Source organism: Pantoea phyllosphaerae (assembly GCF_051025595.1).
Taxonomy (GTDB): Bacteria; Pseudomonadota; Gammaproteobacteria; order Enterobacterales; family Enterobacteriaceae; genus Pantoea.
This window is the reverse complement of sequence record NZ_JBPFDE010000001.1, coordinates 36534-62256: the sequence shown is the minus strand read 5'-3', so window position 1 is coordinate 62256 and position 25723 is coordinate 36534. Positions and strand designations below refer to the sequence as shown.

The window sequence follows — 25723 nt, the reverse complement described above, 5'->3', positions numbered from 1 at the left end:
TACCGCCTTCTCCATGCGACGGAGAAGGCGGCCTTTATTTCAGCGATCCCTTCAAAAACTGCTGCAGCCGCGGGCTTTTCGGATTGCCGAACAGCACCTCCGGCGGCCCCTCCTCTTCAATCTTGCCCTGATGCAGGAAGATCACGTGGCTGGAGACGTGGCGCGCGAACTCCATCTCGTGGGTCACCACCACCATGGTTTTGCCCTCTTCCGCCAGCTTCTGCATGATGCGCAGCACTTCGCCCACCAGCTCGGGATCGAGCGCCGAGGTCGGTTCGTCAAACAGCAGCACCTCCGGCTCCATCGCCAGCGCGCGCGCAATTGAGACGCGCTGCTGCTGACCGCCCGACAGGTGCACCGGATATTTGGCCTGCGCGCGCTCGTCGATGCCGACCTTATTGAGATAGTTGACGGCGCGGGCGCGGGCGTCCGCTTTACTCAGTCCCAGCACCTGAATCGGCGCCTCCATCACGTTCTCCAGCACCGTCATGTGGCTCCACAGATTAAAGTGCTGAAACACCATGGTGAGGCGGGTGCGCAGCGAACGCAGCTGCTCCTTGTTAGCCACCTTGAGCTGACCGTCGGTGTCGCGTACCAGGCTGATCGGCTCGTTGGTCACGGAAATGGTGCCTTCGCTCGGCTTCTCCAGAAAGTTAATGCAGCGCAGGAAGGTACTTTTGCCGGATCCTGACGATCCTATGATGCTGATCACATCGCCCGCATCGGCCTGTAAAGAGACCCCTTTTAATACTTCATGGTCACCGTAACGCTTATGCAGTTCGGTCACGCTTAATTTGTTATCAGCCATAGTTCTACTCAATGCGATGACGAAGGTTTGATATGTGCGAGGAAGCGACGCTCCGCCAGACGGAACAGGCTAATCAGCACATAAGAGATAATCAGGTAGAGCACCGCCGCGATACCAAAGGCGGTAAAGGGCTGATAGGTCGCCGAGTTAATATCGCGCGCGATCTTCAGCAGGTCCGGCACCGTCGCGGTAAAGGCGAGCGCCGTCGAGTGCAGCATCAGGATCACCTCGTTGCTGTAGGCGGGCAGCGCGGTACGCAGCGCGGACGGCAGGATAATGCAGCGGTAGAGCTTAAAAGTAGAGAAGCCGTAGGCGCGCGCCGCCTCGATTTCGCCGTGCGGCACGGCGCGGATCGCCCCGGCGAAAATCTCCGTGGTATAGGCGCAGGTATTAAGGGTAAAGGCCAGCAGCGTACAGTTCAGCCCGCTGCGGAAAAAGGCGTTAAGCAGCTCCGAGCCTTTGACCACCTCCAGCGTATACATGCCGGAGTAGAACACCAGCAGCTGCACATAAAGCGGCGTGCCGCGAAACACGTAGGTAAAGAGCCAGACCGGCGTGCTGATAAAACGGTTCGGCGAGACGCGCGCAATGGCCAGCAGCACCGCCAGGCAGCCGCCGATCACCACCGACAGGATCAGCAGCCACAGCGTAATGGCGACGCCGGTAAAGCGATAGCCGTCGGTCCAGAGCAGGGATTTCCAGTACTCCTGAATAATATCGATCATAACTCCGCCCTTTTTACGCCGACCGAGTAGCGGCGATTCAGCCACCACAGCACGCCGTTCGACAGCGTGGTAAAGATTAGATAGATCGCGCCGGCGACGATAGCGAAGTAGAACGGCTGCCAGGTGCTTTTACCCGCCAGCTGCGTCGCTTTCACCACATCTTCCAGCCCCAGCAGCGACACTAGCGCCGTGGCTTTCAGGATCACCTGCCAGTTATTGCCGATGCCGGGCAGCGCGTAGCGCATCATGCCGGGGAAGAGAATGCGGCGAAAAACCTGCGAGCCGGTAAAGCCGAAGGCGGTAGCCGCTTCGATCTGCCCTTTCGGCACGGCGAGAAACGCGCCGCGAAAGGTTTCGGTGAAGTAGGCGCCGTAGATAAAGCCGAGCGTAATGATACCGGCCACCATCGGGTCGATATCGAACTGGGCGAGGCCCATGGCGTCGGTCAGCGCGTTAAGGGCGATCTGCAGGCCGTAAAAAATCAGCAGCATCAGCACCAGGTCGGGTACGCCGCGGATCAGCGTGGTGTAGCCTTCAAACAGCATCGCCAGCGGGCGACTGCGGGAGAGTTTTGCGCCCGCGCCGATCAGGCCGAGCACAACAGCCAGCACCACCGAGCTGAGCGCCAGCTCCAGCGTCACCAGGGTGCCTTTGAGAATAACCTCGGAATAGCCGTACAACATGTAATCGATCCTGTCGTGGAGAAAACATTAATGTCCTGCCCGCGGGCGCACCAGCGGGCAGTCCTGACCAGATTGCGCGTTGTGCCATGCGGCTCAACGCAGAAGGATCAGGTAAAGGTCGACAGGGTTAGTCACCGTACACATTAAAATCAAAATACTTTTTCGCGATCTTGTCGTAAGTGCCGTCTTTGCGCATCGCCTCGAACGCTTTGTCGATGGCCGCCTTCAGCTCGCTATCGTCTTTACGCAGTCCCATGCCGGTGCCGACGCCAAAAATCTTGTCGTCTTTCACCGCCGGACCGGCGAAGGCGTAGTTCTTGCCTACCGGCTGCTTGAGGAAGCCTTCGCTCGCCTGCACTTCATCCTGAAACGCCGCGTCGATACGGCCCGCGTTCAGATCCTGATAAACCAGATCCTGGTTTGCGTAAGGCGTCACGTTGACACCTTTGGGGCGCCAGTTCTGGTTAGCGTAGGTTTCCTGCGTAGTGCCCTGCAGCAGGCCGATGTTCTTACCCTTCAGCGACTCAATGGTCGGCTGGATCTTTGATCCTTTCGGCGCCACCAGGCGAGCGTTGGCCGCGTAGAGTTTGTCGGAGAAGGCGATCTCTTCCTGACGCTTGGCAGTAATGGAGAGCGAGGAGATGATGGCGTCGATCTTCTTCGCTTTCAGCGACGGGATCAGCGCGTCGAAATCGCTTTCGACATAGGTGCACTTCGTATTAATGCGTTTACAGATTTCGTTGGCGAGATCGATATCGAAGCCAACGAGCTCTCCTTGCGCGTTTTTCGATTCAAACGGCGGGTAAGTCGGGTCAGTCCCAATGCGAATCGACGACGGCACCGCGGCGAAAACGCTGGCGGCGCTGGTCAGGCCCAGCATGAGAGAAAGAGCCAGAACTCGCTTTTTCATAGATTACCCTCAGTGAAGTGCTTTTTGTTATGGGTGCGTGATGTGTTTGCGCTTGTTAAGCCACATATTTCTTGCATATTTCATGCCAGCAATGCAAGCCATTCGCGCACCCGGCGGCGCGCCAGCAAGGCGTCGTCGCCGGGTTTGTGAGGGGAATATATCAGTGATGTCAGAGAGAAAAAGCGACCTTGTTAACTTTTGGTGCACCAAATGCACGAAGAGTGATCGCCCGCGCGCATTTGCACTTTAAAAGTGCAAAATATGACGCTTATGCACCGTTCCAGCGCGTAAAAAGATCCTGCGGCAGCGAAATGTCGAACTGATCGACGACGCGATTAACCGTCTGATCCACCAGTTCCATAATCGACTGCGGGCGATGATAAAACGCTGGCACCGGCGGCATAATCACCGCGCCCAGCTCAGCGGCGGTGGTCATCATGCGCAGATGACCAATATGCAGCGGGGTTTCGCGCACGCCCAGCACCAGCTTGCGCTGCTCTTTTAGCACCACGTCGGCGGCGCGCGTCAGCAGGCTGTCGCTGTAGCTGTGCACGATGCCGGAGAGGGTTTTCATCGAGCAGGGCAGGATTGCCATGCCCAGGGTCTTAAACGATCCCGACGAGATGCTGGCGGCGATATCGCGCACGTCGTGCACCACATCGGCCAGCGCCTGCACTTCGCGCAGCGTGTAGTCGGTTTCCAGGCTCAGCGTCTGCCGCGCCGCCGGACTCATCACCAGATGGGTTTCCACCTCGCTGACCTGTTGCAGCACCTGCAGCAGCCGCACGCCGTAGATCGCGCCGCTTGCGCCAGAGATGCCAATGATGAGTCGTTTCATGCGTATTCCTTGCGGGTTCAGAGAGGCGCTATGATAGCGCGGGCCAGAACAGGAAAACAGACGGGGCGGATTTCTCCGCCCCGTGCTTTTCCTGTTATCGCTGAGAACGCGCTTAACCTTCGTTATGCAGCTCGAGGTTCTCGACTTCGTTCTGGCGCTGCAGCGCTTTGGCGTCGTCGTTGCGCAGCGACTGGAGATACTCCAGGTACTGCTGATCGACATCTTTGGTGACGTAGACGCCGTTGAACACCGAGCATTCAAACTGGGCGATATCGGGGTTCTCTTCGCGCACCGCTTCGATCAGGTCATCCAGATCCTGGAAGATCAGCGCGTCAGCTTTGATCAGCTGACAGATCTCATCGACTTCACGGCCGTGCGCGATCAGCTCGGTGGCGCTCGGCATATCGATGCCGTAAACGTTCGGGAAGCGAATTTCCGGCGCGGCGGACGCCAGGTAAACGCGTTTCGCGCCCGCTTCGCGCGCCATCTCGATAATCTGCTCGGAGGTGGTGCCGCGCACGATAGAGTCATCCACCAGCAGCACGTTCTTGTCGCGGAACTCAGCGCGGTTGGCGTTGAGCTTGCGGCGAACGGCGCTGCGGCGCAGCTGCTGGCCCGGCATGATAAAGGTGCGGCCGACGTAGCGGTTTTTCACAAACCCCTGACGGTAGGGCTTGTCGAGAATGCGCGCGATCTCCAGCGCGATATCGGTAGAGGTTTCCGGAATCGGGATCACCACGTCGATATCGAGATCTTCCCACTCGCGAGCGATTTTCTCGCCCAGCTTGGTGCCCATGCGCACGCGCGCGCTGTAGACGGAGATTTTGTCGAGGAACGAATCGGGACGCGCAAAGTAGACGTACTCGAACAGGCACGGGTTACTTTTGGGGTTTTCGGCGCACTGGCGCGTAAAGAGCTGGCCCTGCTCGGTAATATAGACGCCTTCGCCCGGCGCGACGTCGCGCAGGAACTCAAAGCCCAGCGTATCAAGCGCCACGCTCTCGGAGGCCACCATATACTCGACGCGGCTGTCAGGCAGCACGCGCTTGCCCAGCACCAGCGGACGAATGCCGTTGGGATCGCGGAAGGCGACCATGCCGTGGCCGATGATCATGGCGACAACGGCGTAAGCGCCGCGCACCTGCTGATGCACCGCCGCCACCGCAGCGAAAATGTTGTCCGACTCCAGCGGGTCGTTCTGAAAACGGTCCAGCTCCTGCGCGAAGATATTCAGCAGGATTTCAGAGTCTGACGTGGTGTTGACGTGACGGCGGCCCTTTTCAAACAGGTGCTTGCGCAGGTCGTGCGCGTTAGTCAGGTTGCCGTTATGGGCCAGCGTAATACCGTACGGAGAGTTAACGTAGAACGGCTGCGCTTCAGAGGCGCTGGAGCTGCCTGCGGTTGGGTAGCGAACGTGGCCGATCCCCATATTGCCCTGCAGACGCTGCATGTGGCGAGCTTCAAAGACATCGCTGACGAGGCCGTTCGCCTTACGCAGACGGAAGCACTTCAGCGCATCGATAGTACAAATGCCTGCGGCGTCCTGCCCGCGGTGCTGCAGCACCGTTAACGCATCATAGATCGACTGGTTGACCGGCATAAACCCGGTGATACCAACAATACCGCACATGTTGTCATTTCCTCATTAGCCGCACTCCCGGTGGCGTCACCGGGGCAAAAAACTCGACGTGCTTTTCAGGTAGTCAAAAAACCATCTGATTATATAACTGAACTGGGGAATGAGCTGGGACTGCTGCCAGTCCGGACTTTTGGAAAAGCCGGTGAATGTGTCGAGGAAGAAAAGGATCGCGCTAACGATCAGCACGCCGCGTAACGCCCCGAAACAGACCCCCAACACCCTGTCGGTTCCCGACAGGCCGGTCTTTTCAACCAGCGAGCCGATCACATAGTTGACTATCGCGCCGACAATCAGCGTCGCGACGAACAGCACCGCGATGGCGATGCCGTTACGCACCAGTTCGTCGTCAAAACCTGTAAACCAGACTGCAAGGTAGGCGTAGTAATGACTGGCGACAAAAAACGCGCATCCCCAGGTAACGAGAGATAAGGCTTCGCGGACAAACCCTCGAATCAGGCTGACCAGAGCCGAAAAACCAACTACCGCAATAATGACGTAATCAATCCAGATCATGAACTCTTCCAGCGCCAGTGCGTTTGCACCCCTGCATCCAGTTCGGGGCGCATTCTAACAGAAAAAGAAAACGTTTGCGTAGCGCTTTTCCTTTTCACCTTCCATAAAAAGGGCGATGAAAAAAACTTTCCTCGCCCTCTGAAGATTCAACCCTTCAAGCCGTTGAATCAAAACTAATTATCATGCGCAGCGCGGCTTTAACCCTGCGTGCGGCGCCGCCTGTTTATGCCATAGGCGGCGCCAATTGATGCCTCAGCGCGCGCTGTAGGGCTTCACCACGCCGCCGAGGCCGGAGACGCTTTGCAGCTCGGCAAGGGAGCCTTGCAGTTTGGCTTTCGAGGCGTCCGGACCGACATAGATACGGGTGATTTGGCCCTGCACCGGCGTCGACGGCACGGTAAAGGCGCGGTAGCCCGACAGACGCAGCTTCGCCACAATTTCGCTGACCTTCGCCGCATTTTTCAGCGCGCCGAGCTGCACCACGTAAGCCTGACCGGCAGGCGCGCTCTGCTCGGCGGCCTTCGGCGTTTCCACCGGCTTCGCGGGTTCGCTCTGCTTCGTTTCCACCGGCTTCGACTCAGCCGTTTTCGGCTGCTCGACCGGTTTCGCCTGCGCTTTTGGCTGCTCGGCCGGTTTTGCTTTCGGCTGTTCCGCCGGTCGGGTTTTCGGCTGCTCAACCTGACGCGGTTTCGCTGGCGCGCTTTGATGCACCGGCGGCGGCGTCACTACGCTGGGCTCGCTTTCGCGCTGCGGCGTGGCGTTGCCCTGCTCGGCAACCGGGTTGTTGACGGCGCTGCCGCCGCTGCTTACCGCGCTGCCCGCGCCCTGCGGCGGCTGCGCCGGTAGCGGCTGGGTTACCGGTGGCACCATCTCGCTATCCTGCTGATCGTCCGGCTTCGGCACCAGCGGGATCGCTGCGAACTCCTCTTTGTAGTGCTTCTTTTTGCCGTCCAGCAGGCCCGGCAGGACAATCACGCCGACCGCCACCAGAATAATGGTGCCGACCAGGCGGTTCTGAAACTTACTTGCCACGACCTTTCTCCGTCTCTGTCGATTCCATGACCTGCGCCACGGTATGGAAAGATCCACATACCAGCACGATCTCCTGCGCCTCGGCCTGGCCGCGCGCCGCCTGCCAGGCGCTCTCCACGTCGGCAAAGGCGGTGGCCGCGTCGCGAGGCAGATGCGCCATCAGCTCATCGGCAGTGGCACCGCGCGGACCGTCAAGCGGCGCGCAGTACCAGCGATCGATCTGCGGCGCCAGCGCCGCCAGCGTGCCGGCAATATCTTTGTCATGCAGCATCCCTACCACCGCATGCACCCGGCCGCGTTTCGGCAGCTGCGCCAGGCGCGACGCCAGATAGCTCGCCGCATGCGGATTATGCGCTACGTCGAGGATCACGCGCGGCGATTCGCTTACCGTCTGAAAACGGCCAGGCAGGATCGCCAGCGGCAGGGTATGGCGGATAATCGCTTCGCTGACCTTCAGGCCGGAGGCTCGCAGCGCCGCCAGCGCCGTAGCCGCATTGGGCAGCGGCACCTGCGGCAGCGGCAGATCGTTCAGCTCGCCCTGCGCGTCGCGGTAGGCCCAGCTTTCCGGCTGCTGGCTGTAGCGCCAGTCGTGGTCGCGCCGCAACAGCAATGCGCCCTTCTCCGCCGCGACGGCGGCGATGCTGGCGGGCATATCTGGCTCACCGACCACCGCAGGCTTGCCGCCGCGAAACACGCCCGCTTTCTCGCGGCCGATGCTCTCACGGTCGGGGCCGAGCCAGTCGGTATGATCCAGCGCGATGCTGGTCACCACCGCCACGTCAGCGTCGACAATATTGGTAGCGTCCAGGCGGCCACCCAGCCCGACTTCAAGGATCGCCACATCGAGCTGCGCCTGTTGAAACAGGTTCAGCGCGGAGAGCGTGCCGAATTCAAAATAGGTCAGGGAAACGTCGCCGCGTCCCGCTTCGATTTTGGCAAAGCTGGCGGTATGCAGCGCTTCGTCAAGCTCTTCGCCCTGCACGCGCACGCGTTCGGTATAGCGCACCAGATGCGGCGAGCTGTAGACGCCGACGCGGTAGCCCGCCGCCATCAGCAGCGTTTCCAGCGTACGGCAGGTGGTGCCTTTGCCGTTGGTGCCGGCGACGGTGAAGACGAAGGGTGCGGGTTTTAACAGGTCGAGGCGCTGCGCGACGCAGCGAATGCGATCCAGGCCCAGCTCGATGGTCTGCGTGTGCAGATGCTCAAGATAGTAAAGCCACGTGGCCAAAGGCGACGTGGCTTGAGGAAGGTGAAGAGTGTCCATATGTCCCGTTTAACAGATTTTGACCCGGTTCAGCCGGTTCGACGGTGCATTGGTGAAAGGCGCGGCGCGCGCCTCTCTCTCCTGTCAGGCCTCGTTGCTTTCCGGCGCTTCCGCAGGCGCGGTCGGTTCGCCATCGTGCAGCGGCGCGGGAAGATTCATCATCTTCGCCAGCAGGCTCGCCAGTTTATAACGCATTTCCGGGCGGCGAATGATCATATCGATCGCGCCCTTCTCAATCAGGAACTCGCTGCGCTGGAAGCCCGGCGGCAGTTTTTCACGTACGGTCTGCTCGATAACGCGCGGACCGGCGAAGCCGATAAGCGCCTTCGGCTCAGCGACGTTAAGGTCGCCCAGCATCGCGAAGCTGGCGGAAACGCCGCCCATGGTCGGGTCGGTCAGCACCGAAATATAGGGCAGACCGCGCTCCTGCATTTTGGCCAGCGCGGCGCTGGTTTTCGCCATCTGCATCAGCGACATCAGCGCTTCCTGCATACGTGCGCCGCCGCTGGCGGAGAAGCAGATCAGCGGACAGTTGTCTTCCAGCGCCTGCTCGACCGCACGCACGAAGCGCGCACCGACCACCGAACCCATTGAGCCGCCCATAAAGGCGAACTCGAATGCGGCGGCCACAACCGGCATGCCGTGCAGCTGACCTTTCATGACGACCAGCGCGTCTTTCTCTTCTGTCTCTTTCTGCGCAGCGGCAAGGCGATCCTTATACTTCTTGGAGTCGCGGAATTTCAGGATATCCTTCGGCTCCAGCTCGCTGCCCAGCTCGGTCTGCGTGCCCTGGTCGAGCAGGCTGTTGAGGCGCTCGCGGGCGTGCATGCGCATGTGATGGTCGCACTTCGGGCAGACCTCAAGATTACGCTCCAGCTCGGCGCGGTACAGAACCTGACCGCAGCTGTCGCACTTGGTCCAGACCCCTTCCGGGATGCTGGCACGGCGTGCAGGCGTAACGTTGCTTTTATTAAGAATGCGTTCAATCCAGCTCATTGAAGACCTTTTTGTTTAAAACTGACCTGGTCCAGTCATCTTATTTGCCGCTGAAAACCGCTTCAGCAGACATGAAATGTCGCTCATTAAACCACAACCCATTCCGACTGTGGATAAAAATCTGGTCTAACCGCGGCGCGACCGAACCTGTTATGGCTGTTTGCTCTGTTTTGCCTGGCGGCGGTGACGCCACACTTCGATCACGCCGGGCAGCACCGACACCACAATGATCCCCACGATCAGCAGCTTAAGGTTCTCCTGCACCACCGGCAGGTCGCCAAACAGATAGCCTGCGTAGGAGAACAGCAGCACCCACGCCAGCGCCCCAGCGACGTTAAACAGGGCGAAATGGCGATAGGACATATGCCCCATGCCGGCGACGAAAGGCGCAAAGGTGCGCACAATCGGCACGAAACGCGCCAGGATAATGGTTTTGCCGCCGTGGCGATCGTAAAACGCATGGGTTTTATCGAGATAGCTGCGGCGGAAGATGCGCGAGTTCGGGTTGCTGAACAGGCGCTCGCCGAACAGACGCCCGATGGTGTAGTTCACCGCGTCGCCCAGCACGGCGGCCACCACCAGCAGCGCCGCCATCAGGTGGACATTGAGATCGTTGCCCGGCAGCGCCGCCAGCGCGCCCGCCACAAACAGCAGCGAGTCGCCCGGCAGGAAAGGCGTGACCACCAGCCCGGTTTCGCAAAACAGGATCAGGAACAGAATGGCGTAAATCCAGATGCCGTACTGCGCAACCAGCTCGGCCAGATGCACATCAATATGCAGAATAAAATCAACCAAAAAATGGACGAACTCCATAACGCCTCTCTGAAATGACCTGCTTAATTAATCCACCAGGAACAACGGCCCCATTGGCGGTTCGGGTAACGCAAAATGCGACGGATAATCCACCGCCACTAAATAGAGTCCTTCCGCTCTCGCCGTCGCCGCCGCCAGGGTGCGATCTTTCGCCGCCAGCAGCGTCGCCATCCACTCCTCCGGCTGGTTGCCGCAGCCGATCTCCATCAGGCTACCGACGATATTGCGCACCATGTGATGCACAAAGGCGTTGGCCTTGATATCGACGATAACGAACGCCCCCTGGCGCGTGACCTTCAGGTGCATCAGGTTGCGCCACGGCGTGCGCGACTGGCACTGCACGGCGCGGAACGAGGTAAAGTCGTTTTCGCCCAGCAGGCACTGCCCGGCGCGGTGCATCTTCTCAGCATCCAGCGGATGATAAAAATGGGTGACGCCGCGTCCCAGGATCGCCGGACGCAGCCGCTGGTTGTAGATCAGGTAGCGGTAGCGCCGCGCCGTCGCGCTGAAGCGCGCGTGGAAGTCGTCCGGCACCGCTTTTACCCAGCGCACGGCGATATCTTCCGGCAGGTTGGCGTTAACGCCCAGCGTCCAGGCGCCGTCGGCGCGCGATGACGTGGTTTCAAAGTGCACCACCTGACCGGTGCCGTGCACGCCAGCGTCGGTACGGCCCGCGCAGAACACGCTTACCTCATGGTTCGCCACCTTCGACAGCGCCTTTTCCAGCTTCTCCTGCACGCTGCGCACTTCCTGCTGGCGCTGCCAGCCGTAGTAGCGGCTGCCGTCATACTCGACGCCCAGCGCCAGCTTATAGGTCTGACCTTCCGACATTACCAGAGGTACTCCTGCACCAGCTTCTCAGCCGTTTTCACCGCCATCAGCGCGCCGCCGAAGCGAATGTTGTCCGCCACCGACCAGAACTGCAGCAGCTCGGGAATGCCGTAGTCGTTACGCACGCAGCCGATGCTGAGCTGTTCGTTGCCAGAAGCGTCGCCCACCTGCGTCGGATAGCTCTCCTCGTCGCTCAGGTTGATATCGGCCACCTGCGTCAGCTCGGCGCGCGCCTCGTCCGCCGACAGCGGACGCAGGCTCTCCAGGTGCACGATCTGCGCGTTGCCGTAAAACACCGGCGCCTGCACGCTGGTGACCGCTATCGGCAGCCCGTCGTCCTGCAGCACCTTACGCACCTGCTCAACCAGGCGACGTTCGCTGGCGACGCTGCCCTCCGCGTCGGCCTGCTGCGGCAGCAGGTTAAACGCCAGCTGACGGCCAAAAAAGTGCTCTTCCGCCGGCACGCCGTTAAGCAGTCGCGCGCTCTCGCCCGCCAGGCCGTCGACCGCGCTTTTGCCGTGGCTGGAGACGGAGAGCAGGTTAGTGACCTGCAAACGGCCCAGGCCCGCCGCGTCAACCAGCGGCTTGATGGCGCTGAGCAGCTGACTGGTCAGGCTGTCGGCGACGCTCACCAGGTTGCGGTTGCGGTAGTCCGCCAGCACCTGCGGATTAACGTCCGGCACCACCAGCGGCACGTCCGGCGACAGCGCAAAGCAGTCGCTGCTGTCGATCACCAGGCAACCGGCGCTGGCGGCCTCGTCGGCATAGCGCGCCGAGGCGTCGCGTCCGGCGACGAAAAAGGCGAGCTGCGCCTGCGACCAGTCAAAACCGGCTGCGTTTTCGACGCGCAGCGAGCGCCCGTCGAAACGCAGCGTTTCGCCGGCGCTGTTTTCACTCGCCAGCAGATACAATTCACCAACCGGGAACTGGCGTTCCGCCAGCAGTTCCAGTACAGCGTTCCCTACTGCGCCTGTCGCGCCAAGTAGCGCAATATTCCAGCCGTCAGACATGTTGGTTTACTCCAGACAATGACATAAAAACAGAAGGCGGTGATATTCACCGCCCAGGTTTCGGAATTATCCCCCGCCGCGTCCGGCGCGGCGAGAAGATTAATTTAGCTGTTGTTGAGACGCGCGCAAAAACCGAGGGCGTTCAACAGGCTGGCGGTTTCTGCGTCGTTGCAGATCACCTCCAGCGATGACCACTCGCGGCGCTCCTGATAGGTTTTGCGCAGGCGGTCGAATTCGCCGGGTTTCGCCGCCACTTTACGCAGCGGTGCGTCGTCGCGGCGCACATCATACACCAGATGCGCCAGACGTTTCAGCGTTGGCTGATCGAGCGGGCCGTTAAGCGTGATGCTGCTGAATTCCGGCGCTGGCAGCAGCTCGCTGAGCGGCACCTGCTGCGGCTGGCCGAGGAAGTCGCACCAGGCTTCGAATACCTGGGTGGTGCCGCGCGCTTTCCCCTCCAGCGTATAGCCAGCGATATGGGCAGTGCCGATATCTACGCGATCCAGCAGGTCGAGCGACAGCGCCGGTTCCGGCTCCCAGACGTCGAGCACCACGCTGAGGTCGGCGCGCATCTTCAGCACCTCCAGCAGCGCGGCGTTATCCACCACCGGCCCGCGGCAGGCGTTGATCAGAATGGCGTTGGGCTTCAGCGCCATCAGCAGCGCCGCATCGGCGAGATGCCAGCTTTTATAGGGCCCCTCTTTGAACAGCGGCGTATGGAAGGTCAGGATATCCGCCTCCGCCACCAGCGCGTCGAGCGAACGGAAGTCGCCTGCGTCGCCGCGATCGGCGCGCGGCGGATCGCACAGCAGGGTTTTTACGCCCCAGGCTTCCAGCCGTTTTTGCAGCCGACCGCCGACGTTGCCGACGCCGACGATGCCGACGGTGCGGTCGCGCAGCGCAAAGCCGTCGCGCTCCGCCAGCAGCAGCAGCGCGGAGAAGACATACTCCACCACCGCGATAGCGTTGCAGCCCGGCGCGGCGGAGAAGGCGATGCCCGCCTGTTCCAGCCAGGCGTCGTCAATATGGTCGGTGCCCGCCGTGGCGGTGCCGACGAACTTCACCGGCTTGCCCGCCAGCAGCGCTTCATTGACCTGCGTCACCGAGCGCACCATCAGGCCGTCGGCATCATCCAGCTCCTGCTGCGGCAGCGGACGACCCGGCACCGCCAGCACCCTGCCGGTACGGCTGAATAGCTCGCGCGCATAGGGCATATTTTCATCGACAAGAATCTTCACCACGGCTTTCCTGCTGGTTGCGTTATTGAGATGCGTTATTATGGCACAAACGCGCCGGTTAACCCAGGCGTGCGCGGTAGCGATCCGGCGTGGTGCCCGCCTGCTGCTGGAACATGACGATCAGCGCCGACGCCGAGCTATAGCCGAGATCGTGCGCAATCGCCTGCACGCTTTTGCCCTGCCCCAGTTGCGCGACGGCGTGCAGAAAACGCAGCCGCTGGCGCCACTCGCCGAAGGACATATGCAGCTCCTGACGGCAGCGGCGCGCCAGGGTGCGCTCCGTGGTAAAGACCCGCGCCGCCCACTCCGCCAGCGTGGTGTTGTCACCGGGATGCGCCTCCAGCGCGTGCAGCACGGGCGCGAGAAACTTATCCTGCGAACCCGGCAAATAGCTCTCCTGCACCGGCGCCAGCCGCAGCCGATCGCGCAGCACCTCGCACAGCCGCCACTGCTCCGCGCTCTCAGGCTGTTCAAGGCCGAGGCGCGCAAATTCGTCCATAATCGCATGCACGATGGCGTCGACGTTCAGCAGGCACGCCTGCTGCGGCAGGCCGTCGCACAGCGCGGCGGCGAGATTAAAGGTGCGGAACTGCGCCTGCTGATGGTTGTAGCTGGCGTGCTGCTGTCGCGGCGGGATCCAGATGGGGATACTGGCGGGCGTCAGCAGCCGTTCGCCCTCGACGTTCATCTCCAGCACGTGACGCGTCACAAAGATCACCTGCCCCCATTCATGGGCGTGCGGCAGATATTCGGTTTTCGCATTGGTTTGTTCATAGCGCATAAAGTAGCGAAGCCGCAGCGCATCTTCGGGCGGCTGGTATTTAACCTGTAAACTCATTCTGTCCGGTCAGCAACGTTTTTTGTCTGTTTTTAACTATCTCCCTAAAAGCGGTCAAAAGTAAACTGGTCGCCTACCTCTCCAGGAGAAGAGCATGAATTTACTTTTTCCACTGCTGGCGGTGCTGATCTGGTCGGTGAACACCATCGTCAGCAAGCTTTCCGCCGGCAGCATCGATCCCGCCGCCATCTCGTTTTACCGCTGGCTGCTGGCGCTGGTGGTGCTCACGCCCTTTGCGCTGCCGGGCGTGTGGCGACATCGCCGTGCCATCCGCGCCAGCCTGGGACGCCTGCTGATACTCGGCCTGCTCGGCATGGTGCTCTACCAGAGCCTGGCCTACTACGCGGCGCACAGCGTTTCGGCGGTGATGATGGGCATTCTTGGCGCCACTATCCCGCTGCTCACCATTCTGCTGAGCCTGCTGCTGCTGCGGCTGGCGCCGACGCGCGGCATTCTCATCGGCGGCGTGCTGTCGTTCGCGGGGCTGGTGTGGCTGGTGAGCGCAGGCCACCCCGCCCAGCTGCTGCACCAGCGACTCGGCAGCGGCGAGCTGATGATGCTGGCCGCCTCAACCTCCTACGCGCTCTACGGCGTGCTGACTAAACGCTGGGCAATCGCCCTGCCAACCTGGCAAAGCCTCTACGTGCAAATCTTTTTTGGCGTGCTGCTGCTGCTGCCGGGATTTCTGCACGCGCCCAGCGTCGCGCTCAACGCGCAGAATATCCCGCTGGTACTGTTTGCCGGGCTGTTCGCCTCGATTATCGCGCCCTTCTTGTGGATCCTCGGCGTGCAGCGTCTGGGCGCCAGCACCACCAGCATTTTTATGAATTTGGTTCCCGCCTTTACCGCCATCATCGCGGTGCTGTTTCTGCATGAACAGCTGCGCGCTTATCACTGGATCGGCGGCGCCATGACGCTGGTGGGCGTCATCCTCGCTCAGCGTCTGAAGACGCCGCTCAGGCGTCCTGAGGCGGAGCCGACGCCCGGCTGAATAAACAGAGACCCCCGTGGGATTTCTCGGGGGCTTTTGCTATCATGGCGCATCTTTTTTCCGGCGCACCCCACGCTGTCTTGTTTTCAAGGATTCCGCCATGCAACCTCTTAGCGGCCCCGGTGCGCCGATGGGCGATCGTTCTGCTGTTCCGCCGTTAAACGGCGCGTCCCGTCCCGGCGCGGCGCCTGGCGACCAGCCACTCTCACCGGCCCAGCGCACCACGCTGGAACGCCTGATCGTGCGCATTATCTCTCTCAGCACCTTAAAAGCGCCTGAACTCTGGGCAGGCGTGCAGCGCGAAGTAGGGGTAAAAAGCGAGGCGGAGCTGCAGTCGCGCCATTTTCCGGCGGCGGAACAGTACCTTAATAGCCGTCTGACGCAGGCGGAGACCGGACGCGCCACGCGTCAGCTGCTGACTCAGCTCACCGATCTGCTGCCGCAGGGCAATAATCGTCAGGCGGTCAGCGATTTTATTCGTCAGCAGTTCGGCCAGACGGTGCTGAGTTCCCTTTCGCAGGATCAGCTGCGTCAGGTGCTGACCATGCTGCAGAACGGCCAGATGGCAATTCCGCAGCCCCAGCAGTCGCGCACCACCGACCGCACGCTGCTGCCTGCCGAGCACCAGACGCTGAACCAGCAGATCGCGCGGCTGGCCGCTGCCACCGGCGAATCCACCGGCAAGATCTGGGCTTCGGCGCTGAAGCTGGCCAACCTCACCAGCGGCGACCCCATTCCGTCGCGCCACTTCCCGCTTTTGACGCAATATTTGCAGGTGCGTCAGACGCTGAGCCAGCACAGCGCCCCTACCCTGCAGGTGCTCGAGGCCTCGCTGAAGCAGCCGCTTGATAGCAATGAACGCCAGCAGCTGGAGGATTACAGCCTGCAGCGCTTCCAGGCGACGCCGCAGACGATTCTGACCCCGGCGCAGACCCAGGATCTGCTCAACCATCTTTTTGCGCGCCGCGCCGAAAGGCATCAGGAACAGCCGCTGGCCGACAGCGCGCTGCGCCCGCAGCCCATCTGGGCACCTTTTATCGCCGTGCTGCCCCAGCCGCTGGCGCAGCGCCCAATGCTGGGCATCGCCGCGGCGCTGATCGTCGTCCTCTTACTGCTCTGGCTGGTGATCTGAGTGAGCCGCCGCGCACTTCAGGCGCGGCGCGAAAAACGCCAGGTAATGAAGATGCCCAGCAGTGCGCAGCAGGCGCCAGCCACATAGACCGAGCCGTAGCCAAGCGCGGTCGCCAGCAGTCCGGCAATCGGCCCGCTGGCGCCGTAGGCGACATCCTGAAAGGCGGAGAAACCGCCTAACGCCGTGCCGCGCACCTGCGGCGAAACGCGTTTCACCACCTCCACGCCCAGCGCCGGGAAAATCAGCGAACAGCCGCAGCCGGTCAGCGCCGCCCCGATAAGCGCTGTCCCGCCTTCAGCGGCGCACGCCAGCAGCAGCAGACCTGCCGCCTCCACCAGCAGCGAAACCAGCGCGACGCGAATACCGCCGTGCCGATCCGGCATGCCGCCGAACAGCAGACGCACCAGCACAAAGGCGACGCCGAATGCCGTCAGGGTAAAGCCCGCGTTGCCCCACTGCTGCGCGGCGAAGTAGAGCGAGGTGAAGGTGCCGATCACCGCAAAGCCGACGCCCTGCAGCGCCAGCGCGAGGCCCGGCTGAAAAATGGTGCGGATCACGCTGAACAGCGAAGGCCGCTCGCCGCCCACCACCGGCACCGGCCGGATAGCGCTGTTGAGCGCCAGCGCCACCAGCGGCAGCGCCGTAGCTACCGCGCTCAGCAGCGCAAAGCCGCCGTGCTGATGCAGCATCAGGCCGAGCGGCGCGCCAGCCGCCAGCGCGCCGTAGATCGCCATGCCGTTCCACGACATCACCAGGCCGGATCGCCTGGCGCCCACCAGCCCCAGCCCCCACGTCAGGTTGCCGGTAAGCAGCAGGCTTTCGCCGAAGCCGAGCAGCAGACGCCCCAGCGCCAGCAGCGCGAATTTAACCAGCGCCGGGGCTGGCAGCAGCGCGGCGGCGAGGTAGGCGACACCCACCAGCATAATCGCCAGCATCCCCTGCTGGGTAGTGCGCTTCGCCCCGTGCCGATCGGCGCGGCGACCAGCAAAGCCGCGCGTCAGCAGGGTGGCGAAAAACTGTATGCCCACCGCGACGCCGACCATCACGTTATTCATGCCCAGTTCCTGATGCACATAGAGCGGAATAACCGGCAGCGCCAGCCCGGCGGTGAGATAGGTCATAAAGACGGCCAGCGAGGAGCAGGCCAGCGGCAAGGTAGATGCGGCCTGCGGTTCAGTTGCGGTGGTAGTCATAACGGACGAAGCTCCCTGTTGTCAAACGCGCCTGCACCCGATCCACAAAAACAAAAAGGGCCGGTCAGACCGGCCCTTTATAAAACATTTTTAGCAATTATGCCTGAAACTTACGCATCGTCAGGGTGGCGTTGGTGCCGCCGAAGCCGAAGCTGTTGGACATCACGGTGGTCAGCGCTTTTTCCGTCGGTTTAGTGACGATGTTCATGCCTTCCGCCGCCGGGTCCGGCGTTTCGATGTTGATGCTCGGCGCGATAAAGCCGTGCTCCAGCATCAGCAGGGTGTAGATCGCTTCCTGTACGCCCGCCGCGCCCAGTGAGTGGCCGGTCATCGCTTTGGTAGCGGAAATAGCCGGCGTGTTGTCGCCGAAAACTTCACGGATAGCGCCCAGCTCTTTCACGTCGCCCACCGGCGTGGAGGTGCCGTGGCTGTTAAGATAATCGATCGGCGTATCCACGCCGTGCATCGCCATCTTCATGCAGCGCACCGCGCCTTCGCCCGATGGCGCGACCATATCCGCGCCGTCAGAGGTGGCGCCGTAGCCGACGATTTCAGCGTAGATGTGCGCACCGCGCGCCAGCGCGTGCTCCAGCTCTTCCACTACTACCATGCCGCCGCCGCCAGCGATGACAAAGCCGTCGCGCTCGCTGTCATAGGTGCGAGACGCTTTTTCCGGCGCGTCGTTATATTTCGTGGAGAGCGCGCCCATGGCGTCGAACTCGCAGGCCATTTCCCAGCAGAGCTCTTCGCCGCCGCCGGCAAAGACGATGTCCTGTTTGCCGAGCTGGATCTGCTCAACCGCATTGCCGATACAGTGCGCGGAGGTCGCACAGGCGGAGCTGATAGAGTAGTTTACGCCGTGGATTTTAAACGGCGTAGCGAGGCAGGCAGAAACGCCAGACGCCATCGCTTTGGTCACCACGTAGGGGCCGACCGCTTTCAGACCGCGCGGGCTGCGCATTGCGTCAGCGCCGAACACCTGGAAGCGCGGTGAACCGCCGCCGGAGCCGGCGATCAGACCCACGCGCGGGTTGCTCTGATACTGTTCGTCGGTCAGACCGGAATCTTTGATCGCTTCTTCCATGGAGAGGTAGGCATAGATGGACGCATCACTCATAAAACGCACAATCTTGCGATCGATAAGGCCGGTGGTATCCAGTTTGACGTTACCCCAGACGTGACTACGCATGCCGGAATCCTTCATCTCCTGGGAGAAGGTAATGCCGGAACGGCCTTCACGCAGAGAAGCGAGCACTTCCTGCTGGTTATTACCAATGCTGGAAACAATCCCCAGGCCAGTAATCACTGCACGTTTCATTCAGTTGTCCTCATTCCACTTCTTTTTGGATTGACGTGCACTCTAGCTTACACTTGTACGCCGAACAAGTCCGATCAGCCATTTCCTTTTGTAAATTTGCGTCATGTGACCCTGGTCGCTAAAATCGCGCCACTGCCTGAAAAATGAGCCTTCGCTGTGAAATTATCCCCGGTCGAACATGCCCAGCTAAGCTGGAATGAACAGGGTACACCTGTTTCCCGAGCCTTTGACGACGTCTATTTTTCCAATGACAACGGTCTGGAAGAGACGCGCTACGTGTTTCTCGGCGGCAACGATCTGCCCGATCGCTTCGCGCGTCATCCGCGCGATCTCTTTATCGTCGCGGAGAGCGGCTTCGGCACCGGCCTTAATTTTCTTATGCTGTGGCAGGCGTTTGACGCCTTCCAGCAGGCGCACCCCGACGCCGCCCTGCGGCGGCTGCATTTTATCAGCGTGGAAAAATTCCCCCTGACGCAGGCCGACTTAACGGCGGCGCATCAGCGCTGGCCAGCGCTTCAGCCCTGGGCCGAGCAGCTGCAACGGCAGTGGCCGGTCGCCCTGCCCGGCTGCCAGCGTCTGCTGTTCGACGGCGGACGCGTGACGCTCGATCTCTGGCTTGGCGATATTAATACCCTTATAGAGACATTTGATGACAGCCTGCATCGCCAGGTAGACGCCTGGTTCCTCGACGGGTTCGCTCCGGCGAAAAATCCCGATATGTGGACGCCGCGCCTCTTCAACGCTATGGCGAAGCTGGCCCGACCCGGCGGTACCTTCGCCACCTTTACCGCCGCCGGTTTCGTGCGCCGCGGACTACAGGAGGCGGGTTTCGAGGTCAGCCGCCGCAAAGGATTTGGCGCGAAGCGTGAGATGCTGTGCGGCACCCTGACGCACGCGCCGGATCTGCCGGTCACGCAGCCCTGGTTTGCGCGCCCCGCCGCACGGGAAAGAGAAACAGCGATTATCGGCGGCGGGGTGGCGAGCGCGGTGCTGGCGCTCGCCCTGCTGCGCCGCGGCTGGCGCGTGACGCTCTACTGCGCCGACGAAGCGGCCGCGCTGGGCGCGTCGGGCAATCGTCAGGGCGCGCTCTATCCGCTGCTGAACCAGCACGATCCGGCGCTGGCGCGCTTCTTCCCCGCCGCCTTTAGCTTTGCGCGCCGTCTCTATGACGCGGCGCCGGTAAATTATGAGCACTGCTGGAGCGGCGTGCTGCAGCTCGGCTGGGATGAGAAAAGCGCCGACAAAATCGCGCAGATGCTGGCGATGGCGCTGCCGGAGGCGATCGCGCGCGGCGTCACGCCTGAAGAGGCCGAGGCGCTGGCGCAGGTCGAGCTGGGGGTCGGCGGCATTTACTATCTGCTCGGCGGCTGGCTTTCGCCCGCTGAACTCACCGCCAGCCTGCTGGCGCACGCTGAAACGCTGGGGCTGCGCATTCACTGGCTCCATCGCCTGACGCAGCTCGCCCCGACGGAACAGGGCTGGACGCTGCGCTTCGCCGATGGCAACGCGGCGACGCATCACAACGTGACGCTGGCGACCGGCCATGCGCTCAGCGCCCTGCCGCAAAGCGCGCCGCTGCCGACCTATGCGGTTGCCGGCCAGGTGAGCCACGTGCCCAGTACGCCCGGCCTTGACGCGCTGCAAACCGTGCTCTGCTACGACGGCTACCTGACGCCGGTCAGCCCGCAGTTCGCCACGCACTGCATCGGCGCCAGCTATCATCGCGGCGAGACCGCCACCGCTTACCGCGAAGAGGATCAGCAGCAGAACCGCACGCGGCTGCTCCACTCGCTGCCGGGCCGCCGCTGGGCGGAAAAGGTGGATGTCAGCGCAGGCGAGGCGCGCATCGGCGTGCGCTGCGCCACGCGCGACCATCTGCCGATGGCGGGCGCGCTGCCCAACTATGAGGCGACGCTGGCGCGCTATCAGGATCTTGCCGACCAGCGTGCGCGCGGCGAAGCGATCGCCGAGGCGCCGCATTACGCGGGTCTGTTTGTGCTGGGGGCGCTCGGCTCGCGCGGGCTGTGCAGCGCGCCGCTCGCCGCCGAAGCGCTGGCGGCGCAGATGAGCGGCGAACCGCAGCCGCTGGATAGCGCGACGCTGGCCGCGCTCAGCCCGAACCGCTACTGGGTGAGAAAGCTGCTGAAAGGGAAAAAAGCGGGAAGATAGCATCGGGGCGGCACGGCGCCGCCCCGTGAAATCAGGCGGTCTGACGCGCCTGCTGAAACAGATTGTCCCACATGCCCACCACCAGCACCTGGTCGCGCGGCGAGAGTTCGCCAGCGGCAATGGCGTTTTGCAGGCTGTTGGCAACCTGGGTTTGCAACGCTTCCGGCGTATGGTCGCCCGACTGTTCGATTTCCGCGACCGCGAGGGTCAGGTGACCGCGCAGATAGCCGCTGGCGAACAGCTCGTCATCGCTGGCGTGATCGACCATATCGTCAATCAGGGCCAGAATACGCGCTTCAAATTCTGCGATCATCTCAATTCCTCTTTAATATTGTCTGCACTCATCACAGATCGTCTGGCCAGGGAAACTGTGCTGACGTCAGTGCAGGCGTGCCATAAAAGTCCGCTAACGCGGCGATAAAACGCGCGGGCCGTGCAGGGATGCCCTTCTCCAGATAAGAGATGACCTGCGCATGGACCTTACGCTGAAACGCGACGCGATCCGGCTCACAATCTCCATCGAGATTGTCACAGCTGACGTTGAACGGGAAGCCTGCTGCAACGCAGAACATCCACTCCAGTGCCTGAGGCTTAATCTCCACAGACTCGAACTGACTCTGCGTCTGGGCGTCGCGGCCGTCCGGACAGTACCAGTAGCCAAAATCCACCAGCTTGCGCCGCGCCTCGCCGGCGATGCACCAGTGAGAAATCTCGTGCAGCGCGCTGGCGTAAAAACCGTGGGCGAACACCACGCGGTGCCACGGCGAACGCTCGTCTGCCGGAAGATAGATGGGCTCATCGTCGCCTTTAATTAGACGGGTCTGAAACTCGTCGCGAAAGCAGCTATCGAAAATCGTAATCAGTTGTTCGTAATGGTGCGTCGTGTTCATGGTGTCATCGTAAAAACGGCGTCATTATCGCGGCGCCGGGAATGAATGTATTACAGCGCGGCGATCCACGCCAGCAGCGCGCTGCCGTGAGCGTCCCACAGCAGCTTCGCGCTCATAACCGCAGAAACAATGACCACCATCGGGCGGATCAGTTTCTGTCCACGGCTCAGCACCAGCCGCGCCCCCAGCCGTGCACCGCAGAAGGCGCCGATCAGCATAATTAAACCGATACCCCAGATCACTTTGCCACCGAACATAAAGAACAGCAGGCTGGCGAAATTCGAGGTGAAATTCAGAATTTTGGCATGCGCGGTGGCTTTGGCAAGGTTGAAGCCGCAGAGGGTGACAAAGGCGAGCGCATAGAAGGAACCGGCGCCCGGGCCGAAGAAGCCGTCGTAGAAGCCGATGCAGCCGCCGCCCACCAGCGCATATGGCAGCCCGTAAAGGCGACGCGCGCGATCCTCTTCGCCGAGGCGCGGCATCAGCAGAAACCACAGGCCAATGGCGATCAGCAGCAGCGGCAGCACCTGACGCAGCGCGTCGGCGTTCAGGTGCTGGATCAGCAGGGTGCCCAGCACCGCGCCGATAAAGGTCATGGCGATATTGAGCCGCTGTTCGCGCAGGTTGACCGCGCCGCGGCGGATGAAATAGAGGCTGGCGGAGAACGAGCCGCCGACGGACTGCAGTTTATTGGTAGCCAGCGCCTGCGCAGGCGATAAACCGGCCGCCAGCAGCGCAGGCACGGTAAGCAGCCCGCCGCCGCCGGCGATAGAGTCGATAAACGCCGCCAGCACGGCGACCAGAAACAGCACCCCGACCACTATCGGGCTGACGACGAACCACTCCATGGCGATCCCTTATAAAAGATGTTTATCCAGCAGCGCCTGACACGCCTGCGGCAGCGGTGGCGGCTCACGCTTCACCGGCGCGCCGCTGCCCGGTTTCTTCGGCAGGAACCAGCTCTCCAGCTCGGCGCCGCAGCCGTCGCCCGGCGGCGGTGCAGGCTGATCTTCACAGCCGATGCTGTTGGCCGGGCAGCGCAGACGCACGTGCATATGCGCGCGATGCGCGAACCACGGGCGCACCTTACGCAGCCAGTCGCGGTCTGCGCCTGCGTCGGCGCATAGCTGCTTTTTAATCGCCGGATTGACGAAGATACGCGTCACATCGTTGTCTTTCGCCGCCAGCTTGATCAGGCTGTCGATCTCCGGCCGCCAGTGACGCGCCACCACGCTTTTGTCATCCGCCGTCACCAGATCGAGCGGCTGCGGCTTCAGCAGCTGCTGCGCGCTCCAGCGGGTTTTCGGCAGCTGCAGCCAGATATCAACGTCGAGCCCGGTCTGATGGCTGGCGTGTCCGCTGCTGAAGCGCCCGCCCGCCGCCATGCCCATATCACCAATCAGCACGTTGCCCAGCTGCAGGTTATGCACCTGGGCGCTGAGGCGCTGAATAAACAGGATGAGATCGGGATGGCCGAAATAGCGCCGCTGATCCTGGCGCATCACCTGATAGCCGGGCGCGTTGAGCGGCAGCGCCTGCGCGCCGACGATGCAGCCGTTGGCGAAAGAGCCGATAGACTGCGCGCTGCCCGGGATCGGCTGCTGAATACGCTGCCACGGCGTCGCGGCCAGGGCTGAGGCGCTGAAGAGCAGCGTCGATACGAGAATAAGCAGTGATTTCATGGCGTCACCAGCGCGGCACGGTGCTGTTGACGTCACCGTTCTGCGCGCGCTGGCGCAGCAGGTGATCCATCAGCACGATCGCCATCATCGCTTCGGCGATCGGCACGGCGCGAATGCCCACGCAGGGATCGTGCCGCCCTTTGGTGATCATCTCCACCTCTTCGCCGCGGCGGGTGATGGTCTGGCCCGGCACGGTAATACTGGAGGTCGGCTTCATCGCCAGATTGGCGCTGATGGTCTGGCCGCTGCTGATGCCGCCGAGAATGCCGCCGGCATGGTTGCTCTGGAAGCCGCTGGCGCGGATCTCGTCGCGATGCTGGCTGCCGCGCTGGTTTACCACCGCAAAGCCGTCGCCGATCTCCACGCCTTTCACCGCGTTGATGCTCATCAGCGCATGTGCGAGGTCAGCATCAAGCCGATCGAAAACCGGCTCGCCGAGGCCCGGCGGCACGTTCTCCGCCATGACCGTCACTTTAGCCCCGATGGAGTCACCCTCTTTTTTCAGGGCGCGCATCAGCTCGTCCAGCGCCTCCAGCTTGCTGGCATCTGGACAGAAGAACGGGTTCTCTTCAACGATGCTCCAGTCCTTCAGCTCGCACGCCACGTCGCCGATCTGCGCCAGATAGCCGCGCACCACGACGCCGTGCTTCATCTGCAGATATTTTTTGGCAATCGCGCCCGCGGCAACGCGCATCGCGGTTTCACGCGCCGACGAGCGGCCGCCGCCGCGGTAGTCGCGCAGGCCATACTTCTGCTCGTAGGTGTAATCGGCGTGGCCGGGACGGAAGAGATCTTTGATCGCGCCGTAATCCTGCGAACGCTGGTCGGTATTTTCAATCAGCAGGCCGATCGAGGTGCCGGTGGTGACCCCCTCGAAGACGCCGGACAAAATTTTCACCTGATCCGGCTCGCGACGCTGGGTGGTATAGCGCGAGGTGCCGGGACGGCGGCGGTCGAGATCGTGCTGAATATCCGCTTCGGTCAGCGGAATGCCCGGCGGCACGCCGTCAACGATGCAGCCCAGCGCGATGCCGTGCGACTCGCCAAAAGTGGTTACGCGAAAGAATTGTCCGATGCTGTTTCCGGCCATGGGGATTCCTTGTTACGAAGCGTTCGCTCAGTCTTTATAAATAGAGAAGTGATGTTGTGCGTCGACGATCTGCTGGCGCGTCAGCATAAAGACGCCATCGCCGCCGTTGTCGAACTCCAGCCAGGTAAAGGGCACGTCGGGATAGTGATCGATCATATGCACCATGCTGTTGCCGACTTCGCAGATCAGCACGCCGTTGTCGCTCAGATAATTTGGCGCACAGGCAAGAATGCGGCGCACCAGCTTCAGGCCGTCGCTGCCCGCCGCCAGACCGAGTTCCGGCTCATGGCGATATTCGTTCGGCAGATCTTCCATATCTTCCGCGTCCACGTAGGGCGGATTGGAGACGATCAGATCGTATTTTACCGGCGGCAGCTCGCGGAAGAGATCGGCGCGGATCGGCGTCACCTGATGGATCAAACCGTGATCCTCGATATTCTGCTCGGCAACCGCCAGCGCGTCATAAGAGATATCCACCGCATCCACTTCCGCTTCCGGAAAGGCGTAAGCGCAGGCGATCGCGATGCAGCCGCTGCCGGTGCACATATCGAGGATATGGCGTGGCGTCTCGGCAACCAGGCCGGCGAAGCGGTTTTCAATCAGTTCGCCAATCGGCGAGCGCGGCACCAGCACGCGTTCGTCGACGTAGAACTCGTGGCCGCAGAACCAGGCTTTGTTGGTGAGGTAGGCGACCGGAATGCGCTCGTTGACGCGGCGGATCACGCGCTCAACGATGCGGTGACGCTCGCTGGCGGTAAGGCGCGCGCTGCGCATATCTTCCGGAATGTCCAGCGGCAGCCAGAGCGTGGGCAGGACCAGTTGCACCGCTTCGTCCCAGGGATTGTCGGTGCCGTGACCGTACCAGATCCCGGCGGCGGAAAAACGACTGACCGCCCAGCGCAACATATCCTGAATGGTGTGCAGTTCGTTGACTGCCTCATCGACGAAAATTTTGTCCACGTAGCCCTCCGCAGGCCCAATTGCTAAATCGGCCGATAGTGTGCCATGAAGCCGGGGAGAATTCAGCGCAGCAAGGTGAAAAAGCTGACAATTAGCGGATCGGGCGGTAAGGTAACGCCATTCGCTGTTTTCCAGCCTTATCAGACAAGATTCGCCTGCA

26 protein-coding genes are annotated in these 25723 nt (G+C 61.8%); 3 read left to right on the top strand and 23 right to left on the bottom strand.

Translation table 11 applies throughout. The features are described from left to right. Nucleotides 1-34: 34 nt before the first annotated feature. From hisP to ACR6A7_RS00260, 15 genes are all read right to left on the bottom strand, one after another. Nucleotides 35-808 carry a histidine ABC transporter ATP-binding protein HisP gene (gene hisP / locus ACR6A7_RS00330; protein ID WP_434122765.1) on the bottom strand — a complete coding sequence of 258 codons (774 nt, stop codon included), beginning with the start codon at nt 806-808 and terminating at the stop codon, nt 35-37. An 8-nt stretch (nt 809-816) separates the two neighbouring features. After that, entirely contained in the window at nt 817-1533 is a 717-nt protein-coding gene (locus tag ACR6A7_RS00325) for an ABC transporter permease (RefSeq protein ID WP_434122764.1), read from the bottom strand. Then, nucleotides 1530-2216, bottom strand: coding sequence for a histidine ABC transporter permease HisQ (locus ACR6A7_RS00320; RefSeq protein ID WP_033750538.1), 687 nt, complete (start codon nt 2214-2216; stop codon nt 1530-1532). The genes ACR6A7_RS00325 and ACR6A7_RS00320 overlap by 4 nt, the downstream gene beginning before the upstream one ends. Nucleotides 2217-2343: 127 nt before the next feature. Further along, a complete protein-coding gene (gene argT / locus ACR6A7_RS00315; protein WP_434122763.1) occupies nt 2344-3126 on the bottom strand; it encodes a lysine/arginine/ornithine ABC transporter substrate-binding protein ArgT in 783 nt (260 codons plus the stop codon). 268 nt (nt 3127-3394) lie between these two features. Then, nucleotides 3395-3964: a UbiX family flavin prenyltransferase gene (locus ACR6A7_RS00310; RefSeq protein WP_434122762.1), complete on the bottom strand. Its 570-nt coding sequence runs from the start codon at nt 3962-3964 to the stop codon at nt 3395-3397. A 112-nt stretch (nt 3965-4076) separates the two neighbouring features. Further along, on the bottom strand, nt 4077-5594 hold the full coding sequence (gene purF, locus ACR6A7_RS00305) for an amidophosphoribosyltransferase (RefSeq protein ID WP_434122761.1): 1518 nt from the start codon (nt 5592-5594) through the stop codon (nt 4077-4079). 36 nt (nt 5595-5630) lie between these two features. After that, nucleotides 5631-6116 carry a colicin V production protein gene (cvpA, locus tag ACR6A7_RS00300; RefSeq protein ID WP_021509181.1) on the bottom strand — a complete coding sequence of 162 codons (486 nt, stop codon included), beginning with the start codon at nt 6114-6116 and terminating at the stop codon, nt 5631-5633. Between the two features lie 252 nt (nt 6117-6368). Next, nucleotides 6369-7148, bottom strand: a complete 780-nt coding sequence (dedD, locus tag ACR6A7_RS00295; protein WP_434122760.1) for a cell division protein DedD — start codon at nt 7146-7148, stop codon at nt 6369-6371. Continuing rightward, the gene (folC, locus tag ACR6A7_RS00290; protein ID WP_434122759.1) at nt 7138-8412 is read right to left on the bottom strand and encodes a bifunctional tetrahydrofolate synthase/dihydrofolate synthase; all 1275 of its coding nucleotides are present in this window, start codon (nt 8410-8412) and stop codon (nt 7138-7140) included. Before folC ends, dedD begins: the two co-directional genes overlap by 11 nt. Nucleotides 8413-8496: 84 nt before the next feature. Next, nucleotides 8497-9408 carry an acetyl-CoA carboxylase, carboxyltransferase subunit beta gene (gene accD / locus ACR6A7_RS00285; RefSeq protein WP_434122758.1) on the bottom strand — a complete coding sequence of 304 codons (912 nt, stop codon included), beginning with the start codon at nt 9406-9408 and terminating at the stop codon, nt 8497-8499. A gap of 150 nt (nt 9409-9558) precedes the next feature. Next, nucleotides 9559-10221, bottom strand: coding sequence for a DedA family protein (locus ACR6A7_RS00280; protein WP_084882521.1), 663 nt, complete (start codon nt 10219-10221; stop codon nt 9559-9561). A gap of 27 nt (nt 10222-10248) precedes the next feature. Further along, on the bottom strand, nt 10249-11052 hold the full coding sequence (gene truA / locus ACR6A7_RS00275; protein ID WP_434122757.1) for a tRNA pseudouridine(38-40) synthase TruA: 804 nt from the start codon (nt 11050-11052) through the stop codon (nt 10249-10251). After that, nucleotides 11052-12062 (bottom strand): aspartate-semialdehyde dehydrogenase, encoded by a 1011-nt coding sequence (locus tag ACR6A7_RS00270; protein ID WP_434122756.1) that lies wholly within the window; start codon nt 12060-12062, stop codon nt 11052-11054. Before ACR6A7_RS00270 ends, truA begins: the two co-directional genes overlap by 1 nt. Before the next feature lie 104 nt (nt 12063-12166). Next, nucleotides 12167-13300 carry a 4-phosphoerythronate dehydrogenase PdxB gene (gene pdxB, locus ACR6A7_RS00265; protein WP_434122755.1) on the bottom strand — a complete coding sequence of 378 codons (1134 nt, stop codon included), beginning with the start codon at nt 13298-13300 and terminating at the stop codon, nt 12167-12169. Between the two features lie 58 nt (nt 13301-13358). Beyond that, nucleotides 13359-14138: an AraC family transcriptional regulator gene (locus tag ACR6A7_RS00260; protein ID WP_434122754.1), complete on the bottom strand. Its 780-nt coding sequence runs from the start codon at nt 14136-14138 to the stop codon at nt 13359-13361. Between the two features lie 94 nt (nt 14139-14232). Here ACR6A7_RS00260 and ACR6A7_RS00255 point away from each other — a divergent pair, with 94 nt between their 5' ends. Both ACR6A7_RS00255 and flk read left to right on the top strand, forming a co-directional pair. Continuing rightward, entirely contained in the window at nt 14233-15129 is an 897-nt protein-coding gene (locus ACR6A7_RS00255) for a DMT family transporter (protein WP_434122753.1), read from the top strand. Nucleotides 15130-15229: 100 nt separating this feature from the next. After that, nucleotides 15230-16261 (top strand): flagella biosynthesis regulator Flk, encoded by a 1032-nt coding sequence (flk, locus tag ACR6A7_RS00250; RefSeq protein WP_434122752.1) that lies wholly within the window; start codon nt 15230-15232, stop codon nt 16259-16261. 17 nt (nt 16262-16278) lie between these two features. Here the strand turns inward: flk and ACR6A7_RS00245 are convergent, their stop codons facing one another. Continuing rightward, the gene (locus tag ACR6A7_RS00245; protein ID WP_434122751.1) at nt 16279-17454 is read right to left on the bottom strand and encodes an arabinose transporter; all 1176 of its coding nucleotides are present in this window, start codon (nt 17452-17454) and stop codon (nt 16279-16281) included. A gap of 97 nt (nt 17455-17551) precedes the next feature. Then, a complete protein-coding gene (gene fabB, locus ACR6A7_RS00240; RefSeq protein WP_033750590.1) occupies nt 17552-18772 on the bottom strand; it encodes a beta-ketoacyl-ACP synthase I in 1221 nt (406 codons plus the stop codon). A gap of 156 nt (nt 18773-18928) precedes the next feature. On the opposite strand from fabB, the gene mnmC reads away from it, so the two are divergent. Beyond that, the gene (gene mnmC / locus ACR6A7_RS00235; RefSeq protein ID WP_434122750.1) at nt 18929-20941 is read left to right on the top strand and encodes a bifunctional tRNA (5-methylaminomethyl-2-thiouridine)(34)-methyltransferase MnmC2/FAD-dependent 5-carboxymethylaminomethyl-2-thiouridine(34) oxidoreductase MnmC1; all 2013 of its coding nucleotides are present in this window, start codon (nt 18929-18931) and stop codon (nt 20939-20941) included. A gap of 31 nt (nt 20942-20972) precedes the next feature. Here the strand turns inward: mnmC and ACR6A7_RS00230 are convergent, their stop codons facing one another. Genes ACR6A7_RS00230 through prmB form a run of 6 tightly spaced genes read right to left on the bottom strand, consistent with a single transcriptional unit; the run spans nt 20973 to nt 25563 of the window. Next, a complete protein-coding gene (locus ACR6A7_RS00230; protein ID WP_434122749.1) occupies nt 20973-21254 on the bottom strand; it encodes a YfcL family protein in 282 nt (93 codons plus the stop codon). Nucleotides 21255-21285: 31 nt separating this feature from the next. Beyond that, complete coding sequence (locus tag ACR6A7_RS00225; RefSeq protein WP_434122748.1) at nt 21286-21831, bottom strand: elongation factor P hydroxylase; 546 nt, start codon at nt 21829-21831, stop codon at nt 21286-21288. Nucleotides 21832-21881: 50 nt separating this feature from the next. After that, nucleotides 21882-22679 carry a sulfite exporter TauE/SafE family protein gene (locus ACR6A7_RS00220; RefSeq protein ID WP_434122747.1) on the bottom strand — a complete coding sequence of 266 codons (798 nt, stop codon included), beginning with the start codon at nt 22677-22679 and terminating at the stop codon, nt 21882-21884. Between the two features lie 9 nt (nt 22680-22688). Beyond that, nucleotides 22689-23513: a penicillin-insensitive murein endopeptidase gene (mepA, locus tag ACR6A7_RS00215; RefSeq protein ID WP_434122746.1), complete on the bottom strand. Its 825-nt coding sequence runs from the start codon at nt 23511-23513 to the stop codon at nt 22689-22691. A gap of 4 nt (nt 23514-23517) precedes the next feature. Beyond that, nucleotides 23518-24603, bottom strand: coding sequence for a chorismate synthase (aroC, locus tag ACR6A7_RS00210; protein ID WP_434122745.1), 1086 nt, complete (start codon nt 24601-24603; stop codon nt 23518-23520). Between the two features lie 27 nt (nt 24604-24630). Further along, the gene (gene prmB / locus ACR6A7_RS00205; protein WP_434122744.1) at nt 24631-25563 is read right to left on the bottom strand and encodes a 50S ribosomal protein L3 N(5)-glutamine methyltransferase; all 933 of its coding nucleotides are present in this window, start codon (nt 25561-25563) and stop codon (nt 24631-24633) included. Between the last annotated feature and the right edge of the window lie 160 nt (nt 25564-25723).

Excerpts from the sequence above, each read along its gene's own strand:
- ACR6A7_RS00325 (WP_434122764.1), bottom strand. The coding sequence starts at position 1,533 with ATGATCGATATTATTCAGGAGTACTGGAAATCCCTGCTCTGGACCGAC.
- argT (WP_434122763.1), bottom strand. The coding sequence starts at position 3,126 with ATGAAAAAGCGAGTTCTGGCTCTTTCTCTCATGCTGGGCCTGACCAGC.
- purF (WP_434122761.1), bottom strand. The coding sequence starts at position 5,594 with ATGTGCGGTATTGTTGGTATCACCGGGTTTATGCCGGTCAACCAGTCG.
- aroC (WP_434122745.1), bottom strand. The coding sequence starts at position 24,603 with ATGGCCGGAAACAGCATCGGACAATTCTTTCGCGTAACCACTTTTGGC.
- hisP (WP_434122765.1), bottom strand. The coding sequence starts at position 808 with ATGGCTGATAACAAATTAAGCGTGACCGAACTGCATAAGCGTTACGGT.
- ACR6A7_RS00260 (WP_434122754.1), bottom strand. The coding sequence starts at position 14,138 with ATGAGTTTACAGGTTAAATACCAGCCGCCCGAAGATGCGCTGCGGCTT.
- flk (WP_434122752.1), top strand. The coding sequence starts at position 15,230 with ATGCAACCTCTTAGCGGCCCCGGTGCGCCGATGGGCGATCGTTCTGCT.
- fabB (WP_033750590.1), bottom strand. The coding sequence starts at position 18,772 with ATGAAACGTGCAGTGATTACTGGCCTGGGGATTGTTTCCAGCATTGGT.
- ACR6A7_RS00220 (WP_434122747.1), bottom strand. The coding sequence starts at position 22,679 with ATGGAGTGGTTCGTCGTCAGCCCGATAGTGGTCGGGGTGCTGTTTCTG.
- truA (WP_434122757.1), bottom strand. The coding sequence starts at position 11,052 with ATGTCGGAAGGTCAGACCTATAAGCTGGCGCTGGGCGTCGAGTATGAC.
- ACR6A7_RS00310 (WP_434122762.1), bottom strand. The coding sequence starts at position 3,964 with ATGAAACGACTCATCATTGGCATCTCTGGCGCAAGCGGCGCGATCTAC.
- cvpA (WP_021509181.1), bottom strand. The coding sequence starts at position 6,116 with ATGATCTGGATTGATTACGTCATTATTGCGGTAGTTGGTTTTTCGGCT.
- ACR6A7_RS00245 (WP_434122751.1), bottom strand. The coding sequence starts at position 17,454 with ATGACTACCACCGCAACTGAACCGCAGGCCGCATCTACCTTGCCGCTG.
- ACR6A7_RS00320 (WP_033750538.1), bottom strand. The coding sequence starts at position 2,216 with ATGTTGTACGGCTATTCCGAGGTTATTCTCAAAGGCACCCTGGTGACG.
- mepA (WP_434122746.1), bottom strand. The coding sequence starts at position 23,513 with ATGAAATCACTGCTTATTCTCGTATCGACGCTGCTCTTCAGCGCCTCA.
- ACR6A7_RS00270 (WP_434122756.1), bottom strand. The coding sequence starts at position 12,062 with ATGTCTGACGGCTGGAATATTGCGCTACTTGGCGCGACAGGCGCAGTA.
- ACR6A7_RS00280 (WP_084882521.1), bottom strand. The coding sequence starts at position 10,221 with ATGGAGTTCGTCCATTTTTTGGTTGATTTTATTCTGCATATTGATGTG.
- ACR6A7_RS00230 (WP_434122749.1), bottom strand. The coding sequence starts at position 21,254 with ATGATCGCAGAATTTGAAGCGCGTATTCTGGCCCTGATTGACGATATG.
- accD (WP_434122758.1), bottom strand. The coding sequence starts at position 9,408 with ATGAGCTGGATTGAACGCATTCTTAATAAAAGCAACGTTACGCCTGCA.
- ACR6A7_RS00225 (WP_434122748.1), bottom strand. The coding sequence starts at position 21,831 with ATGAACACGACGCACCATTACGAACAACTGATTACGATTTTCGATAGC.
- ACR6A7_RS00255 (WP_434122753.1), top strand. The coding sequence starts at position 14,233 with ATGAATTTACTTTTTCCACTGCTGGCGGTGCTGATCTGGTCGGTGAAC.
- folC (WP_434122759.1), bottom strand. The coding sequence starts at position 8,412 with ATGGACACTCTTCACCTTCCTCAAGCCACGTCGCCTTTGGCCACGTGG.